Annotated in this window: 23 protein-coding genes; 14 read left to right on the forward strand and 9 right to left on the reverse strand. The window is 56.4% G+C overall.

The window, feature by feature from the left end; translation table 11 throughout:
• Nucleotides 1-54: 54 nt before the first annotated feature.
• On the forward strand, nucleotides 55-477 hold the full coding sequence (gene rbfA, locus QOL67_RS01045) for a 30S ribosome-binding factor RbfA (RefSeq protein WP_164644274.1): 423 nt from the start codon (nucleotides 55-57) through the stop codon (nucleotides 475-477).
• Nucleotides 477-1,220, forward strand: coding sequence for a phosphodiester glycosidase family protein (locus tag QOL67_RS01050; RefSeq protein WP_430458933.1), 744 nt, complete (start codon nucleotides 477-479; stop codon nucleotides 1,218-1,220). Before rbfA ends, QOL67_RS01050 begins: the two co-directional genes overlap by 1 nt.
• On the opposite strand, the gene QOL67_RS01055 is transcribed toward QOL67_RS01050, so the two are convergent.
• Genes QOL67_RS01055 through QOL67_RS01065 form a run of 3 tightly spaced genes read right to left on the reverse strand, consistent with a single transcriptional unit; the run spans nucleotide 1,210 to nucleotide 4,221 of the window.
• On the reverse strand, nucleotides 1,210-2,217 hold the full coding sequence (locus QOL67_RS01055; RefSeq protein WP_283424088.1) for an ABC transporter substrate-binding protein: 1,008 nt from the start codon (nucleotides 2,215-2,217) through the stop codon (nucleotides 1,210-1,212). The two genes, QOL67_RS01050 and QOL67_RS01055, sit on opposite strands and share 11 nt — an antisense overlap.
• Nucleotides 2,196-3,563: a sensor histidine kinase gene (locus QOL67_RS01060; RefSeq protein ID WP_283424089.1), complete on the reverse strand. Its 1,368-nt coding sequence runs from the start codon at nucleotides 3,561-3,563 to the stop codon at nucleotides 2,196-2,198. Before QOL67_RS01060 ends, QOL67_RS01055 begins: the two co-directional genes overlap by 22 nt.
• Nucleotides 3,556-4,221 carry a response regulator transcription factor gene (locus QOL67_RS01065; RefSeq protein WP_283424090.1) on the reverse strand — a complete coding sequence of 222 codons (666 nt, stop codon included), beginning with the start codon at nucleotides 4,219-4,221 and terminating at the stop codon, nucleotides 3,556-3,558. The genes QOL67_RS01060 and QOL67_RS01065 overlap by 8 nt, the downstream gene beginning before the upstream one ends.
• A gap of 111 nt (nucleotides 4,222-4,332) precedes the next feature.
• On the opposite strand from QOL67_RS01065, the gene QOL67_RS01070 reads away from it, so the two are divergent.
• From QOL67_RS01070 to truB, 5 genes are all read left to right on the forward strand, one after another.
• Nucleotides 4,333-5,316 (forward strand): tripartite tricarboxylate transporter substrate binding protein, encoded by a 984-nt coding sequence (locus QOL67_RS01070; RefSeq protein WP_283424751.1) that lies wholly within the window; start codon nucleotides 4,333-4,335, stop codon nucleotides 5,314-5,316.
• A 69-nt stretch (nucleotides 5,317-5,385) separates the two neighbouring features.
• Complete coding sequence (locus tag QOL67_RS01075; RefSeq protein ID WP_283424091.1) at nucleotides 5,386-5,868, forward strand: tripartite tricarboxylate transporter TctB family protein; 483 nt, start codon at nucleotides 5,386-5,388, stop codon at nucleotides 5,866-5,868.
• 1 nt (nucleotide 5,869) lies between these two features.
• Nucleotides 5,870-6,103 carry a hypothetical protein gene (locus tag QOL67_RS01080; RefSeq protein WP_283424092.1) on the forward strand — a complete coding sequence of 78 codons (234 nt, stop codon included), beginning with the start codon at nucleotides 5,870-5,872 and terminating at the stop codon, nucleotides 6,101-6,103.
• A 1-nt stretch (nucleotide 6,104) separates the two neighbouring features.
• Nucleotides 6,105-7,619, forward strand: a complete 1,515-nt coding sequence (locus QOL67_RS01085) for a tripartite tricarboxylate transporter permease (RefSeq protein ID WP_283424093.1) — start codon at nucleotides 6,105-6,107, stop codon at nucleotides 7,617-7,619.
• 175 nt (nucleotides 7,620-7,794) lie between these two features.
• Entirely contained in the window at nucleotides 7,795-8,709 is a 915-nt protein-coding gene (truB, locus tag QOL67_RS01090; protein ID WP_283424094.1) for a tRNA pseudouridine(55) synthase TruB, read from the forward strand.
• Here the strand turns inward: truB and QOL67_RS01095 are convergent, their stop codons facing one another.
• Nucleotides 8,710-10,113 carry a calcium-binding protein gene (locus tag QOL67_RS01095; protein WP_283424095.1) on the reverse strand — a complete coding sequence of 468 codons (1,404 nt, stop codon included), beginning with the start codon at nucleotides 10,111-10,113 and terminating at the stop codon, nucleotides 8,710-8,712.
• Between the two features lie 124 nt (nucleotides 10,114-10,237).
• Here QOL67_RS01095 and QOL67_RS01100 point away from each other — a divergent pair, with 124 nt between their 5' ends.
• The 4 genes from QOL67_RS01100 to QOL67_RS01115 all read left to right on the forward strand — a co-directional run bounded on the left by QOL67_RS01100 (nucleotide 10,238) and on the right by QOL67_RS01115 (nucleotide 13,377).
• Complete coding sequence (locus tag QOL67_RS01100; protein WP_283424096.1) at nucleotides 10,238-10,747, forward strand: DUF1643 domain-containing protein; 510 nt, start codon at nucleotides 10,238-10,240, stop codon at nucleotides 10,745-10,747.
• Nucleotides 10,748-10,906: 159 nt separating this feature from the next.
• On the forward strand, nucleotides 10,907-11,176 hold the full coding sequence (gene rpsO / locus QOL67_RS01105) for a 30S ribosomal protein S15 (protein WP_164644262.1): 270 nt from the start codon (nucleotides 10,907-10,909) through the stop codon (nucleotides 11,174-11,176).
• A 134-nt stretch (nucleotides 11,177-11,310) separates the two neighbouring features.
• Nucleotides 11,311-12,528 (forward strand): GTP-binding protein, encoded by a 1,218-nt coding sequence (locus QOL67_RS01110; protein WP_283424097.1) that lies wholly within the window; start codon nucleotides 11,311-11,313, stop codon nucleotides 12,526-12,528.
• Nucleotides 12,529-12,645: 117 nt separating this feature from the next.
• Entirely contained in the window at nucleotides 12,646-13,377 is a 732-nt protein-coding gene (locus QOL67_RS01115) for a sterol desaturase family protein (protein ID WP_283424098.1), read from the forward strand.
• A 37-nt stretch (nucleotides 13,378-13,414) separates the two neighbouring features.
• On the opposite strand, the gene QOL67_RS01120 is transcribed toward QOL67_RS01115, so the two are convergent.
• From QOL67_RS01120 to QOL67_RS01130, 3 genes are all read right to left on the reverse strand, one after another.
• The gene (locus QOL67_RS01120; protein WP_283424099.1) at nucleotides 13,415-14,170 is read right to left on the reverse strand and encodes an SDR family oxidoreductase; all 756 of its coding nucleotides are present in this window, start codon (nucleotides 14,168-14,170) and stop codon (nucleotides 13,415-13,417) included.
• 111 nt (nucleotides 14,171-14,281) lie between these two features.
• Entirely contained in the window at nucleotides 14,282-14,788 is a 507-nt protein-coding gene (locus tag QOL67_RS01125) for a hypothetical protein (RefSeq protein WP_283424100.1), read from the reverse strand.
• 247 nt (nucleotides 14,789-15,035) lie between these two features.
• A complete protein-coding gene (locus QOL67_RS01130; protein WP_283424101.1) occupies nucleotides 15,036-15,815 on the reverse strand; it encodes an SGNH/GDSL hydrolase family protein in 780 nt (259 codons plus the stop codon).
• 370 nt (nucleotides 15,816-16,185) lie between these two features.
• On the opposite strand from QOL67_RS01130, the gene pnp reads away from it, so the two are divergent.
• On the forward strand, nucleotides 16,186-18,318 hold the full coding sequence (pnp, locus tag QOL67_RS01135) for a polyribonucleotide nucleotidyltransferase (protein ID WP_283424102.1): 2,133 nt from the start codon (nucleotides 16,186-16,188) through the stop codon (nucleotides 18,316-18,318).
• A gap of 81 nt (nucleotides 18,319-18,399) precedes the next feature.
• Here pnp and QOL67_RS01140 read toward each other — a convergent pair whose 3' ends face one another.
• Both QOL67_RS01140 and QOL67_RS01145 read right to left on the reverse strand, forming a co-directional pair.
• The gene (locus QOL67_RS01140) at nucleotides 18,400-18,888 is read right to left on the reverse strand and encodes a hypothetical protein (protein WP_283424103.1); all 489 of its coding nucleotides are present in this window, start codon (nucleotides 18,886-18,888) and stop codon (nucleotides 18,400-18,402) included.
• A 360-nt stretch (nucleotides 18,889-19,248) separates the two neighbouring features.
• Nucleotides 19,249-20,277 (reverse strand): LacI family DNA-binding transcriptional regulator, encoded by a 1,029-nt coding sequence (locus QOL67_RS01145; RefSeq protein WP_283424104.1) that lies wholly within the window; start codon nucleotides 20,275-20,277, stop codon nucleotides 19,249-19,251.
• A gap of 206 nt (nucleotides 20,278-20,483) precedes the next feature.
• Here QOL67_RS01145 and QOL67_RS01150 point away from each other — a divergent pair, with 206 nt between their 5' ends.
• The gene (locus tag QOL67_RS01150; RefSeq protein WP_283424752.1) at nucleotides 20,484-21,989 is read left to right on the forward strand and encodes a sugar ABC transporter ATP-binding protein; all 1,506 of its coding nucleotides are present in this window, start codon (nucleotides 20,484-20,486) and stop codon (nucleotides 21,987-21,989) included.
• Nucleotides 21,986-23,002, forward strand: coding sequence for an ABC transporter permease (locus QOL67_RS01155; RefSeq protein WP_430458928.1), 1,017 nt, complete (start codon nucleotides 21,986-21,988; stop codon nucleotides 23,000-23,002). Before QOL67_RS01150 ends, QOL67_RS01155 begins: the two co-directional genes overlap by 4 nt.
• Nucleotides 23,003-23,091 lie beyond the last annotated feature (89 nt).

Consider the following 23,091-nt stretch of genomic DNA (forward strand, 5'->3'; position numbering starts at 1 on the left):
TTACCCAATGCAATCCAGCTTGGCAAAGGCAGACAGAAGCCCTAAGTGAGACATATGGCAAAGAACTCTTCCTCTGAGGGCCGCGGCCCGTCCCAGCGCCAATTGCGCGTGGGTGAACTCATCCGACGCACCTTGTCGGAAGTCTTGGTGCGTGACGAATTGCACGATCCAGACGTTACCCGCATGTCAATCACCGTTGGCGAAGTGCGCATCACGCCGGACCTGTCGATTGCGACCTGCTTTGTTCTGCCCCTTGGTGGCAAGAACAAAGAAGACGCAGTAGCATTGCTTGCTCGTCACAAATGGGAATTGCGCAAGATCATTGGCCGCAAGGCTGGATTGAAGCACGCACCGGATTTACGCTTTCGCGTGGACACAACATTCGATCAGATGGATGCCACCCGCGCCATGTTGTCTGACGAACGTGTGCAATCCGACGTGGCCAAATCAGACACAGAGGATGGCGACCCTACGTGATCCGAGCTGCGCTCTGTTTGATCCTGTTTTCCCTGCCCCAATGGGCGCAGGCGGTGACCTGTTCAGATCAAACCCACGAAGGGCGTAGTCTCACCGTTTGCACAGCTGATGCGACACAAGAAAACCTGCGTTTGTTCCTACGTGGCAGCGATGGCGCGATTTTGGGCCAGTTTCGGGACATTGAACGCACTCTTGAGGACGGCAAAACGCTCGCATTTGGCATGAATGCGGGCATGTACCACGCAGACCGTAGCCCGGTTGGGCACTACGTAGAAGGCGGCACCGAAGAAATGCGTCTTCTCACAAGCGGCAGCAAAGGCAACTTCGGTCTGCTTCCCAACGGTGTGCTGTGTCTGAACGACGGTTCCATCCGCGTCTACGAGACCCTGGACTTTCAAAAACAAGCGCCAACCTGCCGCGACGCCACCCAATCCGGCCCGATGCTGGTGATCGACGGAGATTTGCACCCGCGCTTCCTACCTGACAGCAGCTCCCGTTTTTTGCGCAACGGCGTGGGCACCAGCCCAGACGGCAAGACAGCGCATTTTGTGATCTCAAACCAACCTGTGACCTTTCACGAGTTTGGCCGCTTCTTCCGCGATGTGCTCAAAACCCCCAACGCACTCTATTTTGACGGCAAGATCAGCCGCCTGCACGCCCCCCAACTTGACCGCTCTGATGGCGGCTTTTGGATGGGGCCAATCATTGGGGTGATTGCACCCAAATCATCGGTCACTGAATAACCGCGCTGCTCCATTCTTTGATAAAGGTCCTACGCTTGAGCGGATCAAGATAGGTCATCAACGCCGGTTCCAACGAAATCACGGCTTGCCCCGAACTGTCCAAAGTTGCGCTCAATGGTGGTAAAGGAAACACATCTCGATTGCGCGGGCCTGTTTGAACCTCCACCAAATGGCGCACAAACGCCGCCGCGCTTTCTTCTTCCCCGGTGCGACTGCTGACAAATGCCGTCCGCATCATGATTGTCGGAAAGTCCGAGGGCAGCACAATTTCCAAAGTGTCGGCCACGTCGTCCCGCGCTGCCACATAGCTGCCCAGCACGTTGTAAGCGACCATCAGCTTGCCTGCGGCCAAGTCATCAATCATTGCGCCAGAACAGCAATACAGGCGCGCATCCAACCCGCCCATAACCTCCATCAACCGCCAAAAAGTCTCCGACGCCCGTGCATCTTGCGTGGCAAAAAGATACCCAAGGCCAGACGCACGAACGTCATAAGTGCCCACTTTGCCTCGGAACACTTCGGGCCGAGCCCGCATGGCTGCGATCAGCTCCTGTCGGGTTTGCGGCACCGTGCCCGGCGCAAAAGCAGCACGATTGATCACAATGGTAGCCGGCTCCGTGGTGAACGCAAACAGGCTGTTGCGCCATTGCGCCCAGTCAGGTTGCGATAGGTTTGCCACCGGCACCGAATACCCGTCATTTACCAGCTTCAGTTGCAGATCCATGGCGCTTGAGATCACCACATCAAAGTCATCCGGAGCAGCCCGAAAAACCTGATCAATCTGCGCTGTGCCTGTGACAAAATATTCCACAGAAACGTCGGGTCGGCCCCGCAAAAAATCCTCGATAATGGGTGCAAATAGCGCGGTGTCCGTGCTGGACAAAACCCGCAACGTGCTGGTTGCCGAGGCCGGACCAAAGGCGTTCTGATCTTCCCATTCTTGGGCCAGCCCGACAAGGGGACAGAGCCAAGCGATTAAAGCAAAAATGTAACGCATGCGCCGCCCTCCGAAAGATTGGTCAACGTCAATTCTCCCCCATGGGCCGTGGCCACATCCTGTGCAATGGTCAGCCCCAATCCTGATCCAATTGTGTCCTTTGCATTTTCGCCGCGAGAGAAGCGTGCCGCCAATTCATGCATCTGATCTGGCGGGAAACCCGGCCCCTCATCCCGCACCTCAACACGCGGCCGCGGCACATCAAAAACTTCTAGGGTGATCTCACTCTCCTCTGGCGCATATTTCAGCGCATTCTCCACCAAATTACTCAGCGCGTTTTGCAACAGGATGGAATCCGCCTCAATGCTGACTTTGCCGCCGCTGATCACCGTGAGGGCAATGTCTTTCATCTCAGCCACCGGGGTCAAACGCGTCACCAAATCTTCGACCAAGTCCACCAAATCCAGCGGCTCTGTTTCCAAGTGATCTGCCCGGAACGTGATCATCGCATGATCCAGCAACTGCCCCGCCGCCCGCGAACTTTCATCAATCGCCCGCACCATGGAGCGCAAAGCCTGCCGGTTGTCCTCCCGCTCAACCCGCTGCAACGTTGCTTCCGCATGGCTGCGCACGGTTGCCAGTGGCGTGCGTACCCGGTGCGCCGCTTCAGCGATAAAATCCTCCGACTGTTTCAGCGATGTATCGAGCCGCGCCATAAAACTATTGAGCGAGGTCACCAATGGCGCCATTTCCGAAGGCACAGGCCGGGCAACCGGGCTGAGATCCTTGGGCCCTCGCCGGGTGATCGAATGTGTCAGCCGTTCCAGTGGTCGAATAGCCGTATTTGTTGCCCAACTTGCCACCAGCACCGACAGAGCAAAAAAGCCCGCCCCGATCAGCCCGACATTCCGGGAAATCTTGTTCAACGTCCCCGCCAAAGCATCCTGAGTTTGAGCAACGGACACTGTCACCCGGTTTCGAGCATTTGCACCGACCAAAATACGCGCCGCCGTGGCCACCCGCACCGCGGCACCATCAAACTGCGCGGAGACATGCACAATGTCCCCCCCGTCCGGCGCATCGGCGACCGGCAACAGTTCGTAACCGGACAGAAGGGTTTCATCTTGCCAAATGGCATAGAAAACACGGTCATCTGCTTCCGTGTTCAACATTGAAAAGGCGACATAAGGGAAATCTACCTCCACACCGCTATCGCGCAACGTCGCCGCATCCAGAATAGATGTGACCGAGGCCTCCAGAATATTGTCTTGCCCACTTTGCGCGATCTGCGCCGCATAAGTCCGAACCACAAAAAACAGCAGCACAGCAATCGCCGCCGCGCTGCCGATCAGGGTCAACGACAGACGGGCCCGCAGCGAGCCGGACACATTGACCGTGTCACTCATGATCAAGCCTATAGCCAAGTCCGCGAAGGGTGGTGATGCGCAATTCTGAAGGTTCCAGATGTTTGCGCAGACGCCCGATATAGACCTCAATGGCGTTTTCCGAGACATCCTCATCATAAGAAAACAGCCGGTCGGCCAGCTTCGCTTTGGAGAAAATCTGACCAGGCGCGTTGATCAATAATTCCAGCAGCCGCAACTCTCGATTGCGCAGGGTTACGGCCCGCGCCCCGATAGACAATCTCCCGGCCACAGGGTCAAGCGACACCCCACCCAGCTCCGTGATGGACTGTGCATGCCCCGCGTTGCGCCGCAACACCGCCCGACAGCGGGCCTGTAACTCTTCGTGGTCAAACGGTTTTGTCATGTAGTCATCAGCCCCCAAATCCAGAAGGCTGATTCTGTCGCTGACCTGAGATCGTGCCGTCAGAACGATGACCGGCGTATCATTTTTCCCGCTCCGGTGGTGTTTGAGAAAAGTGCGCCCGTCGCCGTCTGGCAACATAATATCCAATAATATGAGATCATATTCGCCTGTCTGCATGAATGCCATCGCATCCTCAATTTTATCAGCATGATCAATGACATGCCCATCAATTTGCAGACGTGCGCTCACCGCATTGGCAAGTTCGATATTGTCTTCGACAAGAAGAAATTTCATGCGGGTTGGGCACCTTTCTGACGGCATGACAGGTTTGTGACAGGTTGCGATGTTTGACTGCCCTCAACTGAGCCGTCTTTCGGACAGTTGTCAATTTGGAGGAGAAAAATGATGAAATTGAACATGGGCCGCCGCGCTCTGATGGCCAGTGCAATGGCCGCTTTCGCATTCGCAGGTCAAGCTATTGCTGACGGTCACAAAACTGTAGACAGCATCCACTTCCTGATCCCCGGCGGCGCCGGTGGTGGCTGGGACGGTACCGCGCGCGGCACCGGTGAAGCGCTGACCAAAGCAGGCATCGCAGGCAACGCCTCTTATGAAAACATGTCCGGTGGCGGTGGCGGTAAAGCCATTGGTTACCTGATCGAAAACGCAGACAGCAACCACGGCACATTGATGGTGAACTCCACCCCAATCGTGATCCGCTCGCTGACAGGCGTCTTCCCACACAACTTCCGTGACCTGACCCTCGTGGCCGGCACCATTGGTGACTATGCCGCTTTGGTTGTGCACAAAGACAGCCCGCTCAACAACATGGACGACCTGATGGCCGCCTATGACGCGGACCCATCCAAAACCGCCATCGGTGGTGGTTCGGTTCCAGGCGGCATGGACCACCTGGTAGCAGCCATGGTGATGGAAGCTGCTGGCAAAGACGCACTGGGCGTGAAGTACATCCCTTACGACGCAGGCGGTAAAGCCATGGCAGCTCTGCTGTCCGGCGAAATCGCAGCGCTGTCCACCGGCTTCTCCGAAGCGGTTGATCTGGCCAATGCTGGCGAAGTGAAAATCATCGGTGTAACCGCTGATGAGCGTGTGTCCGCAGCTCCAGATGCCATGACCATGAAGGAACAGGGCATCGACACCTCCTTCGTGAACTGGCGTGGCTTCTTCGGCGCACCAGGCCTGCCAGAAGACAAGCTGGCGATGTACCAGGAAGCGCTGACCAAGATGTATGACACCCCAGAGTGGGAAGCTGTGCGCGAGCGCAACGGCTGGGTCAACATCCACAACAACGGCGACGACTTCAAAGCCTTCCTCGAAGGCCAAGAAAAAGTTATCGGCGACTTGATGAAGAAACTCGGCTTTCTCTAAAGTCAGTTAACATTCAACTGGGCAGAGCGGGCTCCCGCTCTGCCCACTTTTAAAAGGGAGGGGAGCTTCATGGCACTGGATCGCTGGATCGCTCTGATACTGCTGGGCATTTGTATGGCCTATGGCTACGCCGCTTGGTTCACGATGGATGGCAGCCTTGCCCCGTTCATGAAACGCAATCCAATTTGGCCAAGTACCTTCCCAAAGGTGTTGTCCTTGATGGGCATGGTGGCCTCACTCATCATCCTCCTAGGGTTGGAAAAGAGCGAAGCCAAAGAAGCCGAAATCGACTATCGCCGCCTGACAGAGTACAAACTCGGCCAAGCCATTCTTTTGCTCGGCCTTATGGTGGCATACGCGCTGCTGTTGCGTCCGGCTGGTTTCATTTTCTCGACATCAGGCTTCTTGATCTTTGGATCGTTCATTCTCGGGGAACGCAAATTCCACATCATGGTGCCTGTCTCACTCGCAGCGACCTTCGTGGTCTGGTACCTCGTGCAAGAAGTCCTTGGCATCTACCTACGACCGATGCCTGGCTTTCTGGGAGGCTGATATGTTTAGCGACCCCACACTTGCATCTTGGCAATTCATCCTAATGCTGATCGGTGGCTGTTTCGTGCTCTTTTCCACAGCAGCTTTTGTGATCATCGGCTCGTTTCTGATGGGCGCTGGCAAATGGCACATCACTGCCTTTGTGATGCTCCTTGCTATCCTCATTCTTTGGACTCTTGTTCAGCACACGCTGAATATCAATCTGCGCCCCTTTGGCGCCAACTTTGGAGGCTGACATGCTCGAAGGACTTCTGATCGGCCTGCAAACGGCCTTTTCCCTACAAAACCTTCTGATGGTCATTGGCGGCTGTTTGATTGGTACCTTTATCGGCATGTTGCCGGGCTTGGGCCCGATGTCGATCATCGCAATTATGATCCCCGTGGCCATTTCCATGGGCGACCCATCTGCCGCACTGATCCTGTTGGCTGGTGTGTATTACGGCGCCATCTTTGGCGGCTCCACCTCCTCAATCCTGCTGAACGCGCCGGGGGTCGCGGGCACTGTTGCCTCGAGCTTTGATGGCTATCCAATGGCCAAACAGGGCAAAGCAGGCAAAGCGCTGACCATCGCCGCGATTGCCTCTTTTGCAGGCGGCACCGTTGGTGCACTGCTTCTGATGATCTTTGCACCGGCGCTGTCCTCTGTCGCACTGCTGTTCCATTCAGCCGAATACTTCGCGCTGATGGTTGTCGGCCTCTCCGCCATTGCGGCGTTTGCAGGCACCGGCCAAGTTGCCAAAGCGTTGATGATGACCCTTCTGGGCCTGATGATGGCCACCGTCGGCGAAGGCGCCTTGTTCAATATGCCACGTTTCACAATGGGCATCATGGACCTGCAGTCCGGTTTTGGCTTCATCACCTTGGCCATGGCGATGTTCGCCCTGCCAGAGGCACTGTTCCTTGTTCTGAAGCCCCGGACAACCGAAGACGCCAACAGCGGTGAAATCAAAGATCTACGCATCACAAAAGCAGAAGCCAAATCCATCGCACCGGTGATCGGACGTCAGTCCATCCAAGGCTTCTTCATTGGCGTTCTCCCTGGTGCAGGCGCAACCATCGCCTCCTTCCTAGGCTATGCGGTTGAACGCAACATCGCCCCAAAAGAAGAACAAGAACAGTTTGGGAAAGGCTCTATCAAGGGCCTGGCGGCCCCGGAAACAGCCAACAACGCAGCTTGCACTGGCTCCTTTGTGCCGCTGCTGACGTTGGGCATCCCTGGTTCCGGGACCACCGCAATTTTGCTTGGCGCACTGATCGCTCTGAACGTGACCCCAGGCCCACGCCTGATGATCGACGAGCCTCAGGTGTTCTGGGCGGTGATCATGTCCATGTTCATCGGCAACCTTGTGTTGCTGATCCTGAACCTGCCGCTGATCCCATACATCGCCAAAGTGCTGGCCGTGCCGCGCAACTATCTGATCCCGTTCATTCTGTTCTTCACCCTGATGGGGGCCTACATCGGTCAGAACAACGCCACCGAGCTGCTTTTGCTGGTTGGGTTTGGGGTCTGTGCCACCGCTCTGCGCTTTGCGGATTATCCGCTGGCACCTTTGCTGATCGGCTTCATCTTGGGCGGCATGCTGGAAGACAACTTCTCCCGCTCCATGCAGCTTTATGATGGCATTGCATTCATTTGGGAGCGTCCGATGACCCTCGGCCTTCTGGTGATCGCACTGATCCTTGTGGCGCTGCCAAGCTATCGGGCACGTCGGGCGAAACTCCGCGCTGCTGGCGTCGCTGACGGCGACTAAAACCAGCACAAGAACACGCGGGACGGCTCCTCCACCCCCGCGTTCAGGAAGGCCATCAGATCGCGTGGGTCTGGTGGCCTTTTTATTTTGAGCCGTTTTTCTCTTCGGCTAAATTGACAGTGTGATGGCAATCCGATAGGTCGCCGCCCTCACCCCTAAATGAGAGGTCAAAGGCATGGGACGCAAACGCAAGGGACGCGATATTTCAGGCTGGCTTGTGGTCGACAAACCCGCAGGCATCACATCGACCTCTGTGGTGAACAAAGTGCGTTGGGCTTTTGATGCCAAAAAAGCCGGCCACGCAGGCACGCTCGATCCGGATGCCACTGGCGTTTTGGCTGTTGCGCTAGGCGAGGCCACCAAAACCGTGCCTTACATCACTGACGCCTTGAAGGCTTACACCTTCACCGTGCGATTGGGACAGGCCACCAACACAGACGACGCCGAAGGCGAAGTCATCGCGCAGTCAGACACACGCCCAACAGATGAAGACATCAAAGAAGCCTTGGGGCAGTTTGTTGGCGACGTCATGCAGGTGCCACCAAAGTTCTCCGCGGTGAAAATTGATGGCGAACGCGCGTACAAACTGGCCCGCGCCGGTGAAGAGATTGAGATTGCCGCCCGCCCGCTCTGGGTCGAAGAGCTGGTCATGACCGATCGCGAGGACGAAGATCACGTCACCCTAGAAATGACCTGCGGCAAGGGCGGCTATGTGCGCTCCATCGCCCGCGATCTGGGTGAGGCGCTTGGCTGCTTTGGTCACGTGCGCGAACTGCGCCGCATCTGGTCCGGTCCGTTTGATGCGGGTGACGGTCTGACCCTTGCGCAAATCGACGAGATGGCCAAACAACCCGAACTCGACACCTTCCTGCGCCCACTTGAGCAAGGCCTCGAAGACCTGCCCGAAGTGAAAGCCACCGCCGAAGGCACCGTGCGCCTGCGCAACGGCAACCCCGGAATGGTGCTGGCGTCAGATGTGGAATACGGCGAGGAATGCTGGGCCAGCTTTGAAGGCGAAGCCGTAGCGGTTGGCCGGTTCAAAGCTGGGGAATTGCACCCCAGCCGAGTGTTTGTGAAACCTGCAAGCTGATCAGGCGACCATGCCGCCATTGCCATTGGCGTCATACATATCCTGCGGGGTCATGCCGTTGAACAAAATGTCAGCATCTTGGCCTTGCTCCGCAGTGATCGGATCGCCATTGGCATCCATCCAGACTTCCGGAAGATCATAGGTGTCCGCCGCATCCTGATTGCTGAACGCCACGGTTGCCCCGGTCTGATCGCCATTGAGGACCAGCAATGGATGCCCGCCCAACGTCAGCGTGGTCTCATCCGCATCAGCATCATAGCTGCTGCCAAATCCATTTGCCGCTTCCGAAACGGTGAAATACTCGTTGTCCGCATTCTGGAAGCCCGCACCAAACGGCCCATCCAAACCAAAGCTGATGACCAGCTTATCCTCACCCGGCGCAAAATCGGTAATCTCGCTGACGGTATCATACGCCCCGGCAAAGGCCTCAAACGTATCCACATCCGCGCCGCCGGTTGCCACATTGCCGGAGCCAAGCCAAAGCACATCCTCACCGGCGCCACCTGACAGGGTGTCACCTGCACCAAGTCGGTTTAGATGTCCCGGCTCGTGGTTCCACTCGGCACCGTAGAAGACACTGCCGCTGCCACTAAAGATGTGATCATCACCAGCACCGCCTTGCAGATCATCCGCGCCTGCCTCGCCAAAAATGCGGTCATCGCTGTCATCGCCAATCAACGTGTTGTCACCCGCGCCACCTCGCAGTGCATCCGCCACATAGGGCTTGTCCTGAATGGTGTACTCGCGGCTCCACTCAGCTTGAACCTCGCTGTCATGGGCCTCGCCATCTGTGTGCTGGAACACCACCGACAGGCTTTCGCCATCCGCCAGCGACGCCCCCGGTAGGTCTATCCGCACATCCCCGGTGTCCGCATCCCGCAACGCAAGCCGATTGTCCTCTTGCGTGAGGACAAAGTTGCCAGAGGAGCCATCCACCGGACTCTCGTAATTGCGCAGCACCAGCATGTCTTCTGAGGCATCAAAATCCTCTATGCGGCCAACCACTTCATTGTCTGCCTCAAGGAAAAACGTGTCCGATCCGGCACCACCGCTCGCCAAGTTGTCGCGAGAGACAAAGAGGTCGTCGTCCCCCTCATCGCCTTCCAAGTAATCATCATCCCAGGCATTGCCGACAATCGTGTCATCGCCCGCCCCGCCAATCAGGTTGTCATCAACATCCACTTCACCAAACAGGAACTGCGAGATCGGATCACCTTCCGGCTCCTCCTCGTCTTCTGGTTCCTCTTCGGTTGACGGTTGCTCACCTTGCGCATCCGCACTGTCATCACGCTCGTCGTCAGACGGTGTACTGTCATCCTCAGCCTCGGTGTCATCAGTCACACCAACCATCGTGCCAACAGCTGCGCCTGCCGCAAGCAGGCCTAAAAAGAATAGAAACGGCATCTCACCACCTCACCAATCAGCCGAATAAACCCCAGACGGCTGTAATCCCAAGTCAAAGGCATACGAAGGAGAGGCTTCTAAATCAAACGTTTGACTCTGCGTTGGTTAATCCTAAGTAGACAGAATGATCGAACGCCACTTCCAAAAAGATGACGCCACCAGCTCCGCACTCTACTCCGATTGCGAAACCTATCGCTATGCGCTGACCCGTGTCTGGGACACCAACGCAACCAAAGTGCTGTTCATCATGCTGAACCCCTCCAAAGCCACCGAACGCCAAAACGACCCCACGATTGAGCGCTGCGAACGCCGCGCCCGTGCACTGGGCTATGGCGGCTTTCGCGCGGTAAATATCTTTGCCCTGCGCGAAACCGACCCCAAGAAAATGCGCCAACACAAGGCCCCCGCGGGTCCGGACAATGACACCGTTGTTGCGGAAAGTTGTCTCTGGGCAGATGACATCATCGCCGCCTGGGGCGCCCACGGCGATCACTTGATGCGCGGCCTTGAAATGAGAGACGTGCTGAAGACAACAGGCGAAACCATCAAATGTCTGGGCGTGACCAAAGCTGGCCATCCGCGCCACCCGCTTTACATCTCCTACGCCACACAGCCCGAAATCTGGCCACTCTGAGCGCATCAAATACCACGTTAACGCCTTGGCTCTTTTCTTTTGGGCCGTTTGCGACTACATACGCCCATCTTCCAAGGGATTCTCTTGGGAGTATCTCTATGGACCTTGCTGGACGACATCCCGGCTTGTGCCCGAAACCCTTTTGAATAGGAGACCCCGATGTCGATCACTGTTGAAGAAAAAAACCGCCTGATGAAAGAATTTGCAACCAAAGAAGGTGACACCGGTTCTCCGGAAGTCCAGGTTGCGATCCTGACATCCCGCATCAATACCCTGACCGAGCACTTCAAAACCCACAAGAAGGACAACCACGGTCGTCGTGGCCTTCTGAAAATGGTTGCTCTGCGTCGTAAGCTTCTGGACTACACCAAAGGCAAAGACGAAGCACGCTATCAGGACCTGATCAAGCGTCTGGGCATCCGTCGCTAAGACGCCGCCACAGTTTGATTTCGAAACCGCGTCTCTATTGAGGCGCGGTTTTTCGTTGTGTCCCGCACAAACAGTGTCTTGCAGTTCTCGCCACATCATGTTGTTATGTTATAACATTATCGATGGAGCGCCATATGCCAGTTTCCCAACGCCAAGACACCCGCCTCCCCGTCACTGTGCTTTCAGGATTCCTAGGAGCGGGCAAAACCACGCTGCTCAACGGTGTCCTCAACAACCGCGACGGCTTGCGCGTGGCGGTGATTGTCAACGACATGTCCGAGGTGAACATCGACGCAGACCTCGTGCGCGAAGGCGGCGCCGAGCTGAGTCAGACCGAAGAAACCCTTGTGGAAATGTCCAACGGCTGCATCTGCTGCACCCTGCGCGACGACCTGCTGACCGAAGTGCGCCGCCTCGCCGCTGAAGGCCGCTTTGACTACCTGTTGATCGAATCCACCGGTATTTCTGAACCCCTGCCCGTGGCCGCAACTTTTGAGTTCCGCGACGAAGAGGGCGAGAGCCTCACCGATGTGGCGCGGTTGGATACCATGGTGACAGTGGCCGACGCTGTGAACCTGCTCAATGACTTTGGCAGCCACGACCTTTTGGCCGATCGCGGCGAGACTCTGGGGGAAGAAGACGAACGGGCACTGGTGCACCTGCTGACCGACCAGCTTGAAATTGCCGATGTGGTGGTTCTCAACAAAGTCACGGATGCAGGCCCGGTCAAAACCGACGCAGCCCGCAAAATCATCCGCAGCCTAAACGCGGATGCCCGCATCATCGAAACTGACCGCAGCAAGGTGCCGGCATTGGACGTGCTCAACACCGGCCTGTTTGACTTCGACAAAGCGCATGAACACCCAATGTGGGCTAAGGAGCTGTATGGTTTCGCCGACCACACGCCGGAAAGTGAAGAATACGGCATTGCCTCTTTTGTCTATCGCGAGCGTCTGCCGTTTGATCCGCAAAAGATCCATGACTTTCTCAACGGCGACATGCCGGGTGTGATCCGCGCCAAGGGTCACTTCTGGATCGCCACACGCCCGGAGTGGGTGGCGGAATTCTCGCTTGCCGGCTCCCTATCCTCTGTCGCCCCTCTTGGCACCTGGTGGGCCAGCGTGCCGGAAGAGCGCCGCCCGACACATCCGCAAGCGCAAGACTATATGGCGGCCCACTGGGCCGACCCCTTTGGGGATCGCCGCCAGGAGCTGGTGTTCATCGGCACCGACATCGATTGGCCAAAACTGAAAGCCAAACTGGACGCCTGCTTGCTGCGCGCCGAGTCCGTTGCAGCTCTCGCAGCTGTTAAAGGCATGCCCGACCCGTTCCCCGGCTGGCGTCGCGCCTAAGCGCGCCAGCTGCCCCGCGCTTTCTTGGAGGCGCGGGGCTCTTTTCCTTGACGCCAAGTCAAATTTGACACGCTCCACATTACGGGCGCAGACTTCCCCACGACAGGGGAGGTCATCATGAAAGAAACACTATCCGTCTTGATCCGCATGGGCAGTTTGCACCGCCTGTTTCCGTTCTGGCTGTTGGGTGTCTTCCTGATTTCCCAGAACCTGTCCTGGTGGATCCCCGTCGCGCTGATCTACGGCTACATCGCGCAGCTCTTTGTTGAATACGGCATGCATCGCTTTCTGATGCACCGCGAGCCACCCAAAGACCAAGGCACCTTCAACGAGCTTTACCGCACCCACATCGGCCATCACGAATACCCCACCGACCCGGAGTTCTTCACCGGTGACGATCATTGGTATCCCGTGCGCTTTGGCCTACTCTCCGTGGCCATCCACACCGCAATTTTGTGGCCATTTCTGGGTTTGGTCCCGGCCCTCACGCTTGCCTATATTGGGCTTTTTGTTGGCTCAGTCTCGGCCTTTGCCTTCTATGAATACTGCCACACCATTGCACATCTAAATGTGCCCAAGGGGCGGCTTGGCCAATACATCACCCGCAAGCATCTGGCACATCATTTCCAAGACCATCACGCAACCTTTCAGGTCAGCTTTGGCTTTGACTGGATTGACCGCCTGTTTGGCACCGCCCATGACAAAGCCACCGCCAAAGAGCGCTTCGACCGCAAAACCATGTTGTCGATGGGGATGGACCCGGAAGACCTGCGCCTTGTGACCGCGCGCAAGGCTTTTGGCATCACAGAGACACCAGGCGCGAAAACCGCGCGGGCCAAAGAAGCTTGATAAGGATTGCCCGGTCAAACGGGCAATCCTACGCATTTTAAACAAAGCGCGCCGCAACACCGCCATCCACAGAATGGGCCTGCCCGGTCACAAAGCTGGCGCGATCTGACAACAAGAACGCCGCCATTTCAGCAACCTCTTTTGGGTCGGCAATACGCCCCATCGGATGCAGCCCGGCAATAAAGTCTCGGGTCTCGTCATCCTGTGGCGCCATGGCTGTATCTGTACCGCCAGGCAGCACCGCATTGACCCGAATGGCTTCCCCCGCCAGTTCCACAGCGAGGTTCTGCACCAGCCCGACAACACCAGCCTTGGCGGCCGCATAAGGCGACATGCCAGCCATCCCGCCATTGCTCACCCCAACAAACGACGACGTCATGACCATTGCCCCGCCGCCCCGCTTTTTAAGCGCCGGGATTTGGGCCTGTGCACAGAAAAACGCGCTGGTCAGATTTGTGGCAATCACCGCATCCCAGTTCTCAGTAGTCTGCTCTTCACAAGGCCCCATCTCTCCAACCAGCCCCGCATTGTTAAACGCACCATCCAATCCACCAAACTCGGATTCAGCCAACGCAACAAGCGCGGTCATGTCGTCTTTGTTGGTCACGTCAGACCTTTGCCAAACCGCACGCCCATTGCTTTGCTCGATCTGCCCTGCAATCTGCGCAAGTTCCGTTTCGCGACGGGCCCCCAGCACAACATTGGCCCCACGCGCAGCCAAAAGAAGCGCCGCAGCTGCGCCAATGCCACTGCTCGCGCCAGTCACAATAAATGTCTTATTTGCAAATTCCATCTGGTCTTCTCCTGTTTTGGAACAAGAGAAGATCTAGCGAAGCAGCGGATTGTGAAGCGACCCGTATCCTGCGCCTAGAATGCGCTCTCCGCCCAAAGCGCAAGAAACGGGTCAGGCCACCACCGACAGTTTGGGCCGCACCACCCTACGTGCCTGCCGTCCGATGCCCGCTGGAAACCGGTTGGCAAACGTAAGCCCCGCGCGGATCAGCACCGGATCCATGCGCCCACGGGTCACAAACGCAACGGCCGACCGCGCCGCCGCCGAATTGTCCCGCCGCATATGATGCACCATCGACAACGTCTGTACCTCATCGTCCGTGATGTCTTTGCGCGCGTGTGTGTCCAGCGGGTCTTTCACCTCCAGCCCTCCAGCGCGACAGGCAAACACGCTCAACACAATCTTGTACAACCCATGCGCCGCAGGCAGTCCTGTGGTCTCACCATAGCGCTCCACGGCAATGTCAAAGGCGCGGCTCCAGCTTTTGGGATCCCCTTTCTGTGCGCTCACGCAAAGGTGGCGCAACACCGGCAGCAACCCGATTTCAAAGTCGTCGCACCCGATAGTCTCCAACACGTCTCGGCAACGATGTGGGGGATGTTTGGTTTGAATGCTCATATCTCGTTCTCCGTCTGGAGGCCCAGTGCCGCGTATCGCTGCGCTTTTGCACCTTGTCAGAGGCCTCATCACGCAATCCAATCACGTGCCATGTCTGAAATACCCGGGCTGATCTGGAGGATGTCTGGCTGGGTAGTCTTTATCTGACAAATTTTGTCAGAATACGTAACTGCCCTTTTTGCCGCGCCATGAACGACAAAACCCCACCGCAACGCGATGGGGTTAAACACTTGAATTATTAAGTTTCTTATCGGGCCGCGTCGTGTGCTGCGATCACCGAGGCCACCCGCTTGCCAATCTCGCGACTGCCTTTGATCGACGGATGAATCATATCAAACGTGTGAAAGCTGCGATCCCCGTTTGGTACCAGATCCGCCAGCGACACGTAGTGCACACCCGGATCGATCGCCGCGAGCTTGTTGATCCGCTGCTCCAACTCATTGCCGGTATCGCGACATCCCTCCACAGGCGACCAGGCACCAGGGCTGCGCAGATATCCCACCCATGCGACCTGAGCGCCCGCGTGGCGGTACTTCTGCACCATCATCGGGATCACACCACGCTTACCATCTTCGGAAATCATCTTGTTCATCTTGCCGGCACATTTGCCACAACCGCAGCCAAGCCAAAGATCATTGCCGCCGCCGTTGAGCACAACCCAGTCCCACTCCCCTTTGCGGTACTGGTTTTCAATCCGCATGCCCATCGCACCGGACAATGGCAGCTTATAGGTGATTTTGGCGCCGCTGATCGCCGTGTTATACACCGGTTCCCCCAGAACCGCTTCAATCGTATGCGGGATCGACTGCCCCGTAAACGTGTGCCAGGCCATCATACTGTCGCCCATCGCTAGAATGCGCGTGCCCTGCGGCTCGACCTCTTCCACTACGTTTTTGGTGACAACCTCTTCTTGCGGTGCCTTTGCAGCGCCCACAGGGTTGGCACCACTTGTGGTTTCCGCACAGCCCGCAACAAAAAACGTCGCCGCCATAAACAGGGTCAAGATTAGGGTAAACGGGGCTCTCATGGCACATTTCTCACTTTGGCGCACAACCTGCGCATTACAAGTCCACCGCAGCAAGCCCCCTAGCCGCGATTCTGTCAGCCACATTATCACCCAAATTTGCATAAAATGCCACATTTGTGCCGTAAACAATGTGTTGCCAACACGGTGACGCTGAATTCACTGCGCCTCTGTAACGTCCCATACGGAGCGCCACAGACCGAGAATTTGGTTTCCAAACCCCTTGTTTTCCGATATGGGCCGACCATCTGAGACGTTGCGTCTGACCTCGGCGCATCAAAGAAAGATAGAAGAGGTCGGCGGCAATGGGGCCGCTATTTTCATACGGGAGACCTGGGATACGCCCGGTCGATCTCCCAGCTAGGATACGATGATGTTCGATGTAACAACAAAATCCATGCAGTGGGGCGAAGAAACGCTCACACTGGAAACGGGCAAAGTAGCCCGTCAGGCCGACGGTTGTGTGATCGCCACTCTGGGCGAAACCTCCGTGATGGCCGCGGTGACCTTTGCAAAGGCACCAAAGCCCGGTCAGGACTTTTTCCCTCTGACCGTGCACTACCAAGAGAAATACTACGCCGCCGGTAAAGTACCGGGTGGCTTCTTCAAGCGCGAAGCGCGCCCAACAGAAAAAGAAACCCTGACCGCGCGTCTGATCGACCGTCCGATCCGCCCGCTGTTTGTCCCTGGCTTCAAAAACGAAGTTCTGGTGATGTGCACCGTGCTGTCCCACGATCTGGTCAACGACCCAGACATGGTTGCGATGATCGCAGCCTCCGCGGCTCTGACTATCTCTGGCGCGCCATTCATGGGCCCAGTGGCTGCTGCACGTGTTGGTTTTGAAGATGGCGAGTACATCCTGAACCCAACCGTAGACGACATGCAGGACCTGCGTCAGAACCCTGACCAGCGTCTGGACCTGGTTGTGGCCGGCACCAAAGACGCCGTGATGATGGTTGAGTCTGAAGCATACGAACTGTCCGAAGCAGAGATGCTGGGTGCGGTGAAATTTGCCCACGACGCAATCCAGCCTGTGATCGACCTGATCGTTGATCTGGCCGAAGACGCCGCCAAAGAGCCGTTTGACTTCCAGGCGCCTGACTATGCAGACCTCTACGAAGCTGTGAAAGCGGCTGGCGAAGAGCAGATGCGCGCCGCCTTCGCTCTCACCGACAAGCAAGAGCGCACCTCCGCTGTTGCCGCTGCGCGTGACGCGATCAAAGCCGCACTGACGGAAGAGCAGCTTGACGATGCGAACCTCGGGTCCGCTCTGAAGAAACTCGAAGGCGGCATCCTGCGCGGTGACGTTGTCAAAACCGGCAAGCGTATTGACGGTCGTAAGACTGACGAGATCCGCGACATCGTATGCCAAACTGGCCTGCTGCCACGGACCCACGGTTCCGCCCTGTTCACCCGTGGTGAAACACAGGGTCTGGTTGTGACCACTTTGGGCACCGGTGATGATGAGCAATTCATCGACGCGCTGCACGGCAACTTCAAGTCCAACTTCCTGCTGCACTACAACTTCCCTCCCTACTCTGTGGGTGAAGCTGGTCGCGTGGGCCCTCCCGGCCGTCGCGAAATTGGTCACGGTAAACTTGCATGGCGCGCCCTTCAGGCCGTTCTGCCAGCCGCAACCGATTTCCCATACACAGTGCGCATCGTCTCTGAGATCACCGAATCCAACGGCTCGTCCTCCATGGCGTCCGTATGTGGTGGCTCTCTGTCCATGATGGACGCAGGTGTGCCTCTGAAATCCGCAGTTGCAGGTGTGGCCATGGGCCTGATCCTCGAGGACGACGGCTCCTACGCGATCCTGTCTGACATCCTGGGTGACGAAGATCACCTCGGCGACATGGACTTCAAAGTGGCGGGTACCGAAAACGGCATCACCTCGCTGCAGATGGACATCAAGGTTGCGGGCATCACACCGGAAATCATGGAAAAAGCTTTGGCCCAAGCCAAGGACGGCCGCATGCACATCCTCGGTGAGATGAACAAATCGATCACAGGTGCTGCGGAATTCTCCGTCCACGCGCCTCGCATCGAGACCATGAACATCCCAACCGACAAGATCCGTGAAGTGATCGGTTCCGGTGGTAAGGTCATCCGTGAAATCGTTGAAGTGTCCGGCGCCAAAGTCGACATCAACGACGAAGGCGTGATCAAGATTGCCTCGCCAAACGGCGAAGCCATCAAGAAGGCTTACGACATGATCCACTCGATCGTGGCAGAGCCTGAAGAAGGCGCAGTCTACACCGGTAAAGTTGTGAAAATCGTCGACTTCGGCGCATTTGTGAACTTCTTCGGCAAGCGCGACGGTCTGGTGCACGTGTCTCAGATCGAGAACCGCCGCCTGAACCACCCGTCTGACGTTCTGAAAGAAGGCCAGGAAGTAAAAGTCAAACTGCTTGGCTTTGACGACCGCGGCAAGGTTCGCCTGTCCATGAAGATTGTGGATCAGGAAACCGGCGAAGAGATCGTTGCTGAGAAAAAAGAAGACTAAGGTCTCCTCTCTCTGAGAAAACGAAAGCCCCGGTGGAAACACCGGGGCTTTTTTGCGGACCGGGCTAAGCAGCGCCCTACATTAGTCGTCAAATGACAGGTCCAAATTGACAAACCCATAGATATCACTGTCCTTGTTTTTGGCCGCACCGGCAGCTGCCACGCCAACCCCACAAATTGGGCACAAGAGCGCAACACCAATGGCGGATCCAGCACGCGCTTTGGCCGACAGGTTTTCCGGCGAAACAGTGACGGCTTTTGTCTCTTCTTCGTGGGTACAGCTAAGTGTGATTTTCTGTGCCCCGCGGCTATACGCCGGCAGATTCACTTTGGCAGGCGATTGGAAAGAGGGGCTTTCGAAATTTGCCGATGTGATTTGGCAAACGGCTGGCACACTCTTTTTGCCAACGGCCGCCCGCACCGGAACGGGGTTATATCCGGCCAAATAGCTGTTACCGGCCTCATTTTTATAGCTGACGGAGATCGCTTTGTCAGAAGGGCCTTCCACAGTGGTGCAGGCTGCAACGCTCAGAGAGAGAACAACGCCTAAAAGTAGTTTATAAATAGTCATCTTGATTCCTAAAGTTGAAATACTACCGGCCTTGGTAGTGGCAACTGGAAAATCATCAACCGGAACAATCAAACATGCCTAAAACACTGTTGCCAAAACACCGCGGCTACGGAGTTCAGGGGCTTATTGCGCCTCTTGCCGCGCCACCAGGCCTTTCAGATCTTATTCGCGTGCCCCCCCCCCCCCTGAGCCCCCGCGCAAACGTCATACTGTAACCAGTGATCGCATGGGAAAGCACACAAGCAGAACATGCAGCGCCTTTGAACGGGTCCACCACAATTTCGTCTCGGGAAAAAGTATAAAGTTTTCACGGGAGTCATTGGATCGAAGACTCCCTTGCCTCGGTTGAAAATCGCCGACTTACCCGCGGCTAGCCGGTCCGCAGCTTTCTCGCACTACAAGATCACCGTGCAGGCGTTCACTTTCCTTCTCGCCATTTTGACCTTCGAGGCCATCAAGCAATATTGCCATGGCGCGCTCTCCAATCTTGTTTCGCGGTTGGCGGATTGTGGTTAGGGCAGGAGTAATGTTGCTGGCAAAGGGGATGTCATCAAAACCAATCACCGAAAAATCGCCAGGAACGTCAAAGCCCCGCAGCCGCAAGGCCGCGATGACCCCAATTGCAGTGTTGTCATTGAAGCAGAAGAACGCAGTGGGCAGCGTATCTTTGATGAACAAACGCTCAACTGCCGCACGGCCGCCCTCACTGGTGCCGTCGCCTTCAACCCGCCAATCGGCCAGCTCCTCAGCACATTCCGCAAGGCCTTTACGATAGCCTTCTTGGCGCAGATCGGACAGCACGTCGCCGGTGCCACCTCCCACAAAAACAATACGGCGATGGCCTAAGGAAACGAGGTATTCTGTGGCCATCTTGGAGGCCGCCACATCGTCCACCCCGACAAAACTGGCCTCGGTTGCCTCCAACGGGCGGCCAACCGCCACCAAAGGTGGAAGTTGCGTCGCGGGGTCTTGCGGCGCTCCTGCAACGGGCAGATGGCCTGTGAGCAGTACAAGGCCGTCCGCCACCCCCGTGGCCAGAAAGCGCATATGGTTTTCTTCCAGAGAAATGGCGCCCTCAGTGTTGCCAATCAAGATACCATACCCGCGCGCATGAGCTTCTTTCTCAAGACCGATGAGCACTCCGGGGAAGTTCGGGTCGGCGATAGACGGTGTCAGCACCATGACCATTTTTGACCGCTTCATACGAAGGTTCTGCGCCATCACATTGGCGGTGTATCCTGTACGCGCAATCGCGTTGGTCACTTTTTTGCGGGTGCTTTCCGCAACTTTTTCAGGGTTACGAATCGCCCGACTGACCGTGGCAATGGACACGCCTGCAAGCTTTGCGACGTCTTCAATAGTGGCCGATTTCTTCGAATGTAGTGACACGAATGGAGCGCCTGTTGGTGAGGATTTTTGTTTATACGCACAAGGCGTTTAGAGGCGTTATAGCCGCAATGCGGCATTGTGAAAAGGTTTACATCGCCCAATGTAAAGGTTTACATGAAACATGAAAACGTTTACATAATCGATCCACGACCTCAAAAAATGAGGCAGAAGTTTAGGGAGGAGACACCGTGCCGGATGGCCAGCCAATAAGTGCGCCGATTTTATCGGCTGACGGGATCAGCAAGTCGTTTGGCTCTGTCCCGGTTTTGTTCAGCGTTAGCATGAACATTCGCGCCGGAGAGGTGCACGCGCTCATTGGGGAGAATGGCGCAGGTAAGTCTACACTGATGAAGATCCTGTCAGGTTTTTTGCAGCCAACCTCCGGACACATTCGCGTGGATGGCACAACCACAGAGCTTCCCGGCAACGGCCAATCCGAAGGTCTCGGCATTGTCCTCATTCACCAAGAGCTCAACCTCGCGGAGCAAATGACCGTCGAAGAAAACGTGTTTCTCGGGCGGGAACTTCTAAGCCGTGGCATACTGGACCGCACAACGATGCGCGCAATGGTGGCAGGATATCTGAACGACATTGGGTTGGATATTTCGCCAGACGACCGCATTTCAGATCTTTCCATTGCACAAAAACAGATGGTGGAAATTGTCAAAGCGATGAGCCGGGATGCGCGGGTTCTGATCATGGACGAGCCGACAGCAGTTTTGACCGAGGCAGAAACCGAATTGTTTTTTGCCCAAGTGCGTCGACTGAAAGCACGCGGCACAGCAATTGTATTTGTCTCCCACAAGCTCACCGAGGTCAGCGCGATTTCCGACCAAGTCACGGTTCTACGAGACGGCCAGTGGATTGGCACCCATGCCGCCAAAGATGTGACGCCAGATAGTATGGCGCAAATGATGGTTGGCCGCGAATTGAGTGACTTCTATCCACCGATGAACGAAGTGGATGTGGATGCAGATCACGTACTTGAGGTGCGCGATCTGGTGGCGCCCGGCGTACACAACGTCAGCTTTGACCTTAGGAGAGGGGAAATCCTCGGGTTTTCAGGGTTGATCGGCGCCGGGCGCACAGCAGTTTTTGAGGCGATCTGCGGCCTGACACCACGCGCACACGGCATCATCAACTTTGATGGATCGCCCGCTCAATTTGGATCTGTGGCAGAGGCGCGAGACGCAGGCGTTGTCTACTTGACCAAGGACCGGAAAGAGAAAGGTCTTTTGCTGGGGCAAAAAATGCGACCCAACCTGTCCCTCTTTGCATTGCCAAAATTTGTCAAAGGGTTGAGCGTGGATCGTAAGGCGGAAGATGCCGCTTTGGAACGGGCCATCCGCCGGTTTGACATTCGGGCCCGCGACCCCAGCGTGAAGGTTGGCGATCTGTCCGGCGGCAATCAGCAAAAGCTTTTGCTGGCCAAGGTGATGGAATGTGATCCACGCGTTTTGATCATCGATGAGCCAACCCGGGGCATCGATGTGGGCACTAAACAGCAGATATATCACTTCATCGCGGCGATCGCAGCCGAAGGGGTGTCTGTGATCGTGGTGTCTTCTGAAATGCCGGAAATCATTGGCCTCTGTCACCGTGTGGTTGTGATGCGAGAAGGCGAAATCACCGGCGTCGTAACCGGCGATCATATCAACGAAACAGAAATCGTGCGCTACGCCGCAGGACTGAAGCGGGAGCACCAGCAATGACCGAGACCACTATGAGTACAGCCAAACCTTCCATATTGCGCGGCTTCGACCTCAAAACAGCGGGTCCAGCCATTGCACTCCTGATCCTGTGTGTGATTGGATTTCTGCTCAATCCAGCGTTCCTAAGCGAGGGCAATATCACCAACTTGCTCACGCGGTCAGCGTTCATTGGCATCATCGCGGTTGGCGCAACTTTTGTGATCACCGCGGGCGGCATAGACTTGTCTGTTGGCTCGATGGCCGCCGTGATCGCCGGAGTGATGATCATCGTAATGAACAGCGCAGTGGACACCTTTGGCACAGGAGTCACCACGGTGCTCATTGGCTGTGGATGCTCTATCATCCTTGGGCTTGGCGCAGGATTGGTGAATGGTTTTTTGACCACCAAAGGCAAGATCGAAGCTTTCATTGTGACCCTGGGGACCATGGGCATCTATCGCTCTCTGGTGACCTATTTTGCCGATGGCGGCACGTTGTCGCTCAACTATGACATTCGCGGCGTGTATCGCCCGGTCTACTACGACAGCTTCTTTGGACTGCCGATCCCCGTTTGGGTATTCATCATTGTCTCTATCGCAGGCTGGTTCCTGATGAACCGCACCGCCTTTGGCCGCTACTGCACCGCCATTGGATCCAACGAAAGCGTCGCAAAATACTCCGCGATCAAAGTCGACCGTGTAAAAACGCTAACCTATGTGATCCAGGGGCTGTGCGTGTCACTTGCCACCATCATCTACGTGCCACGGCTTGGCTCCGCGTCCTCATCCACCGGCGTGCTCTGGGAATTGGAAGCCATTGCAGCGGTGATCATCGGCGGCACGGTATTGAAAGGCGGCTATGGCCGGATCGGCGGCACCATTCTGGGCGCACTGATCCTGACGACCATTGGTAACATTCTAAATTTCACTGACATGATCTCCAACTATCTGAACGGGACCATGCAGGGCCTCATCATCATCGTAGCCGTCTGGCTGCAACGCGGAGATTGGGGCCGCAGTAAGTCGGCAGACTAAACGCCGATACACCACACGAAGAGTTTCTCGCAGAGCATTGCGCGGAAGAACCGGGCGTCACCGGAGAGGAGAGGTGCGTCCAAATCACA

Source organism: Shimia sagamensis (assembly GCF_900182745.1).
In the GTDB taxonomy this organism is placed as follows: Bacteria; Pseudomonadota; Alphaproteobacteria; order Rhodobacterales; family Rhodobacteraceae; genus Shimia; species Shimia sagamensis.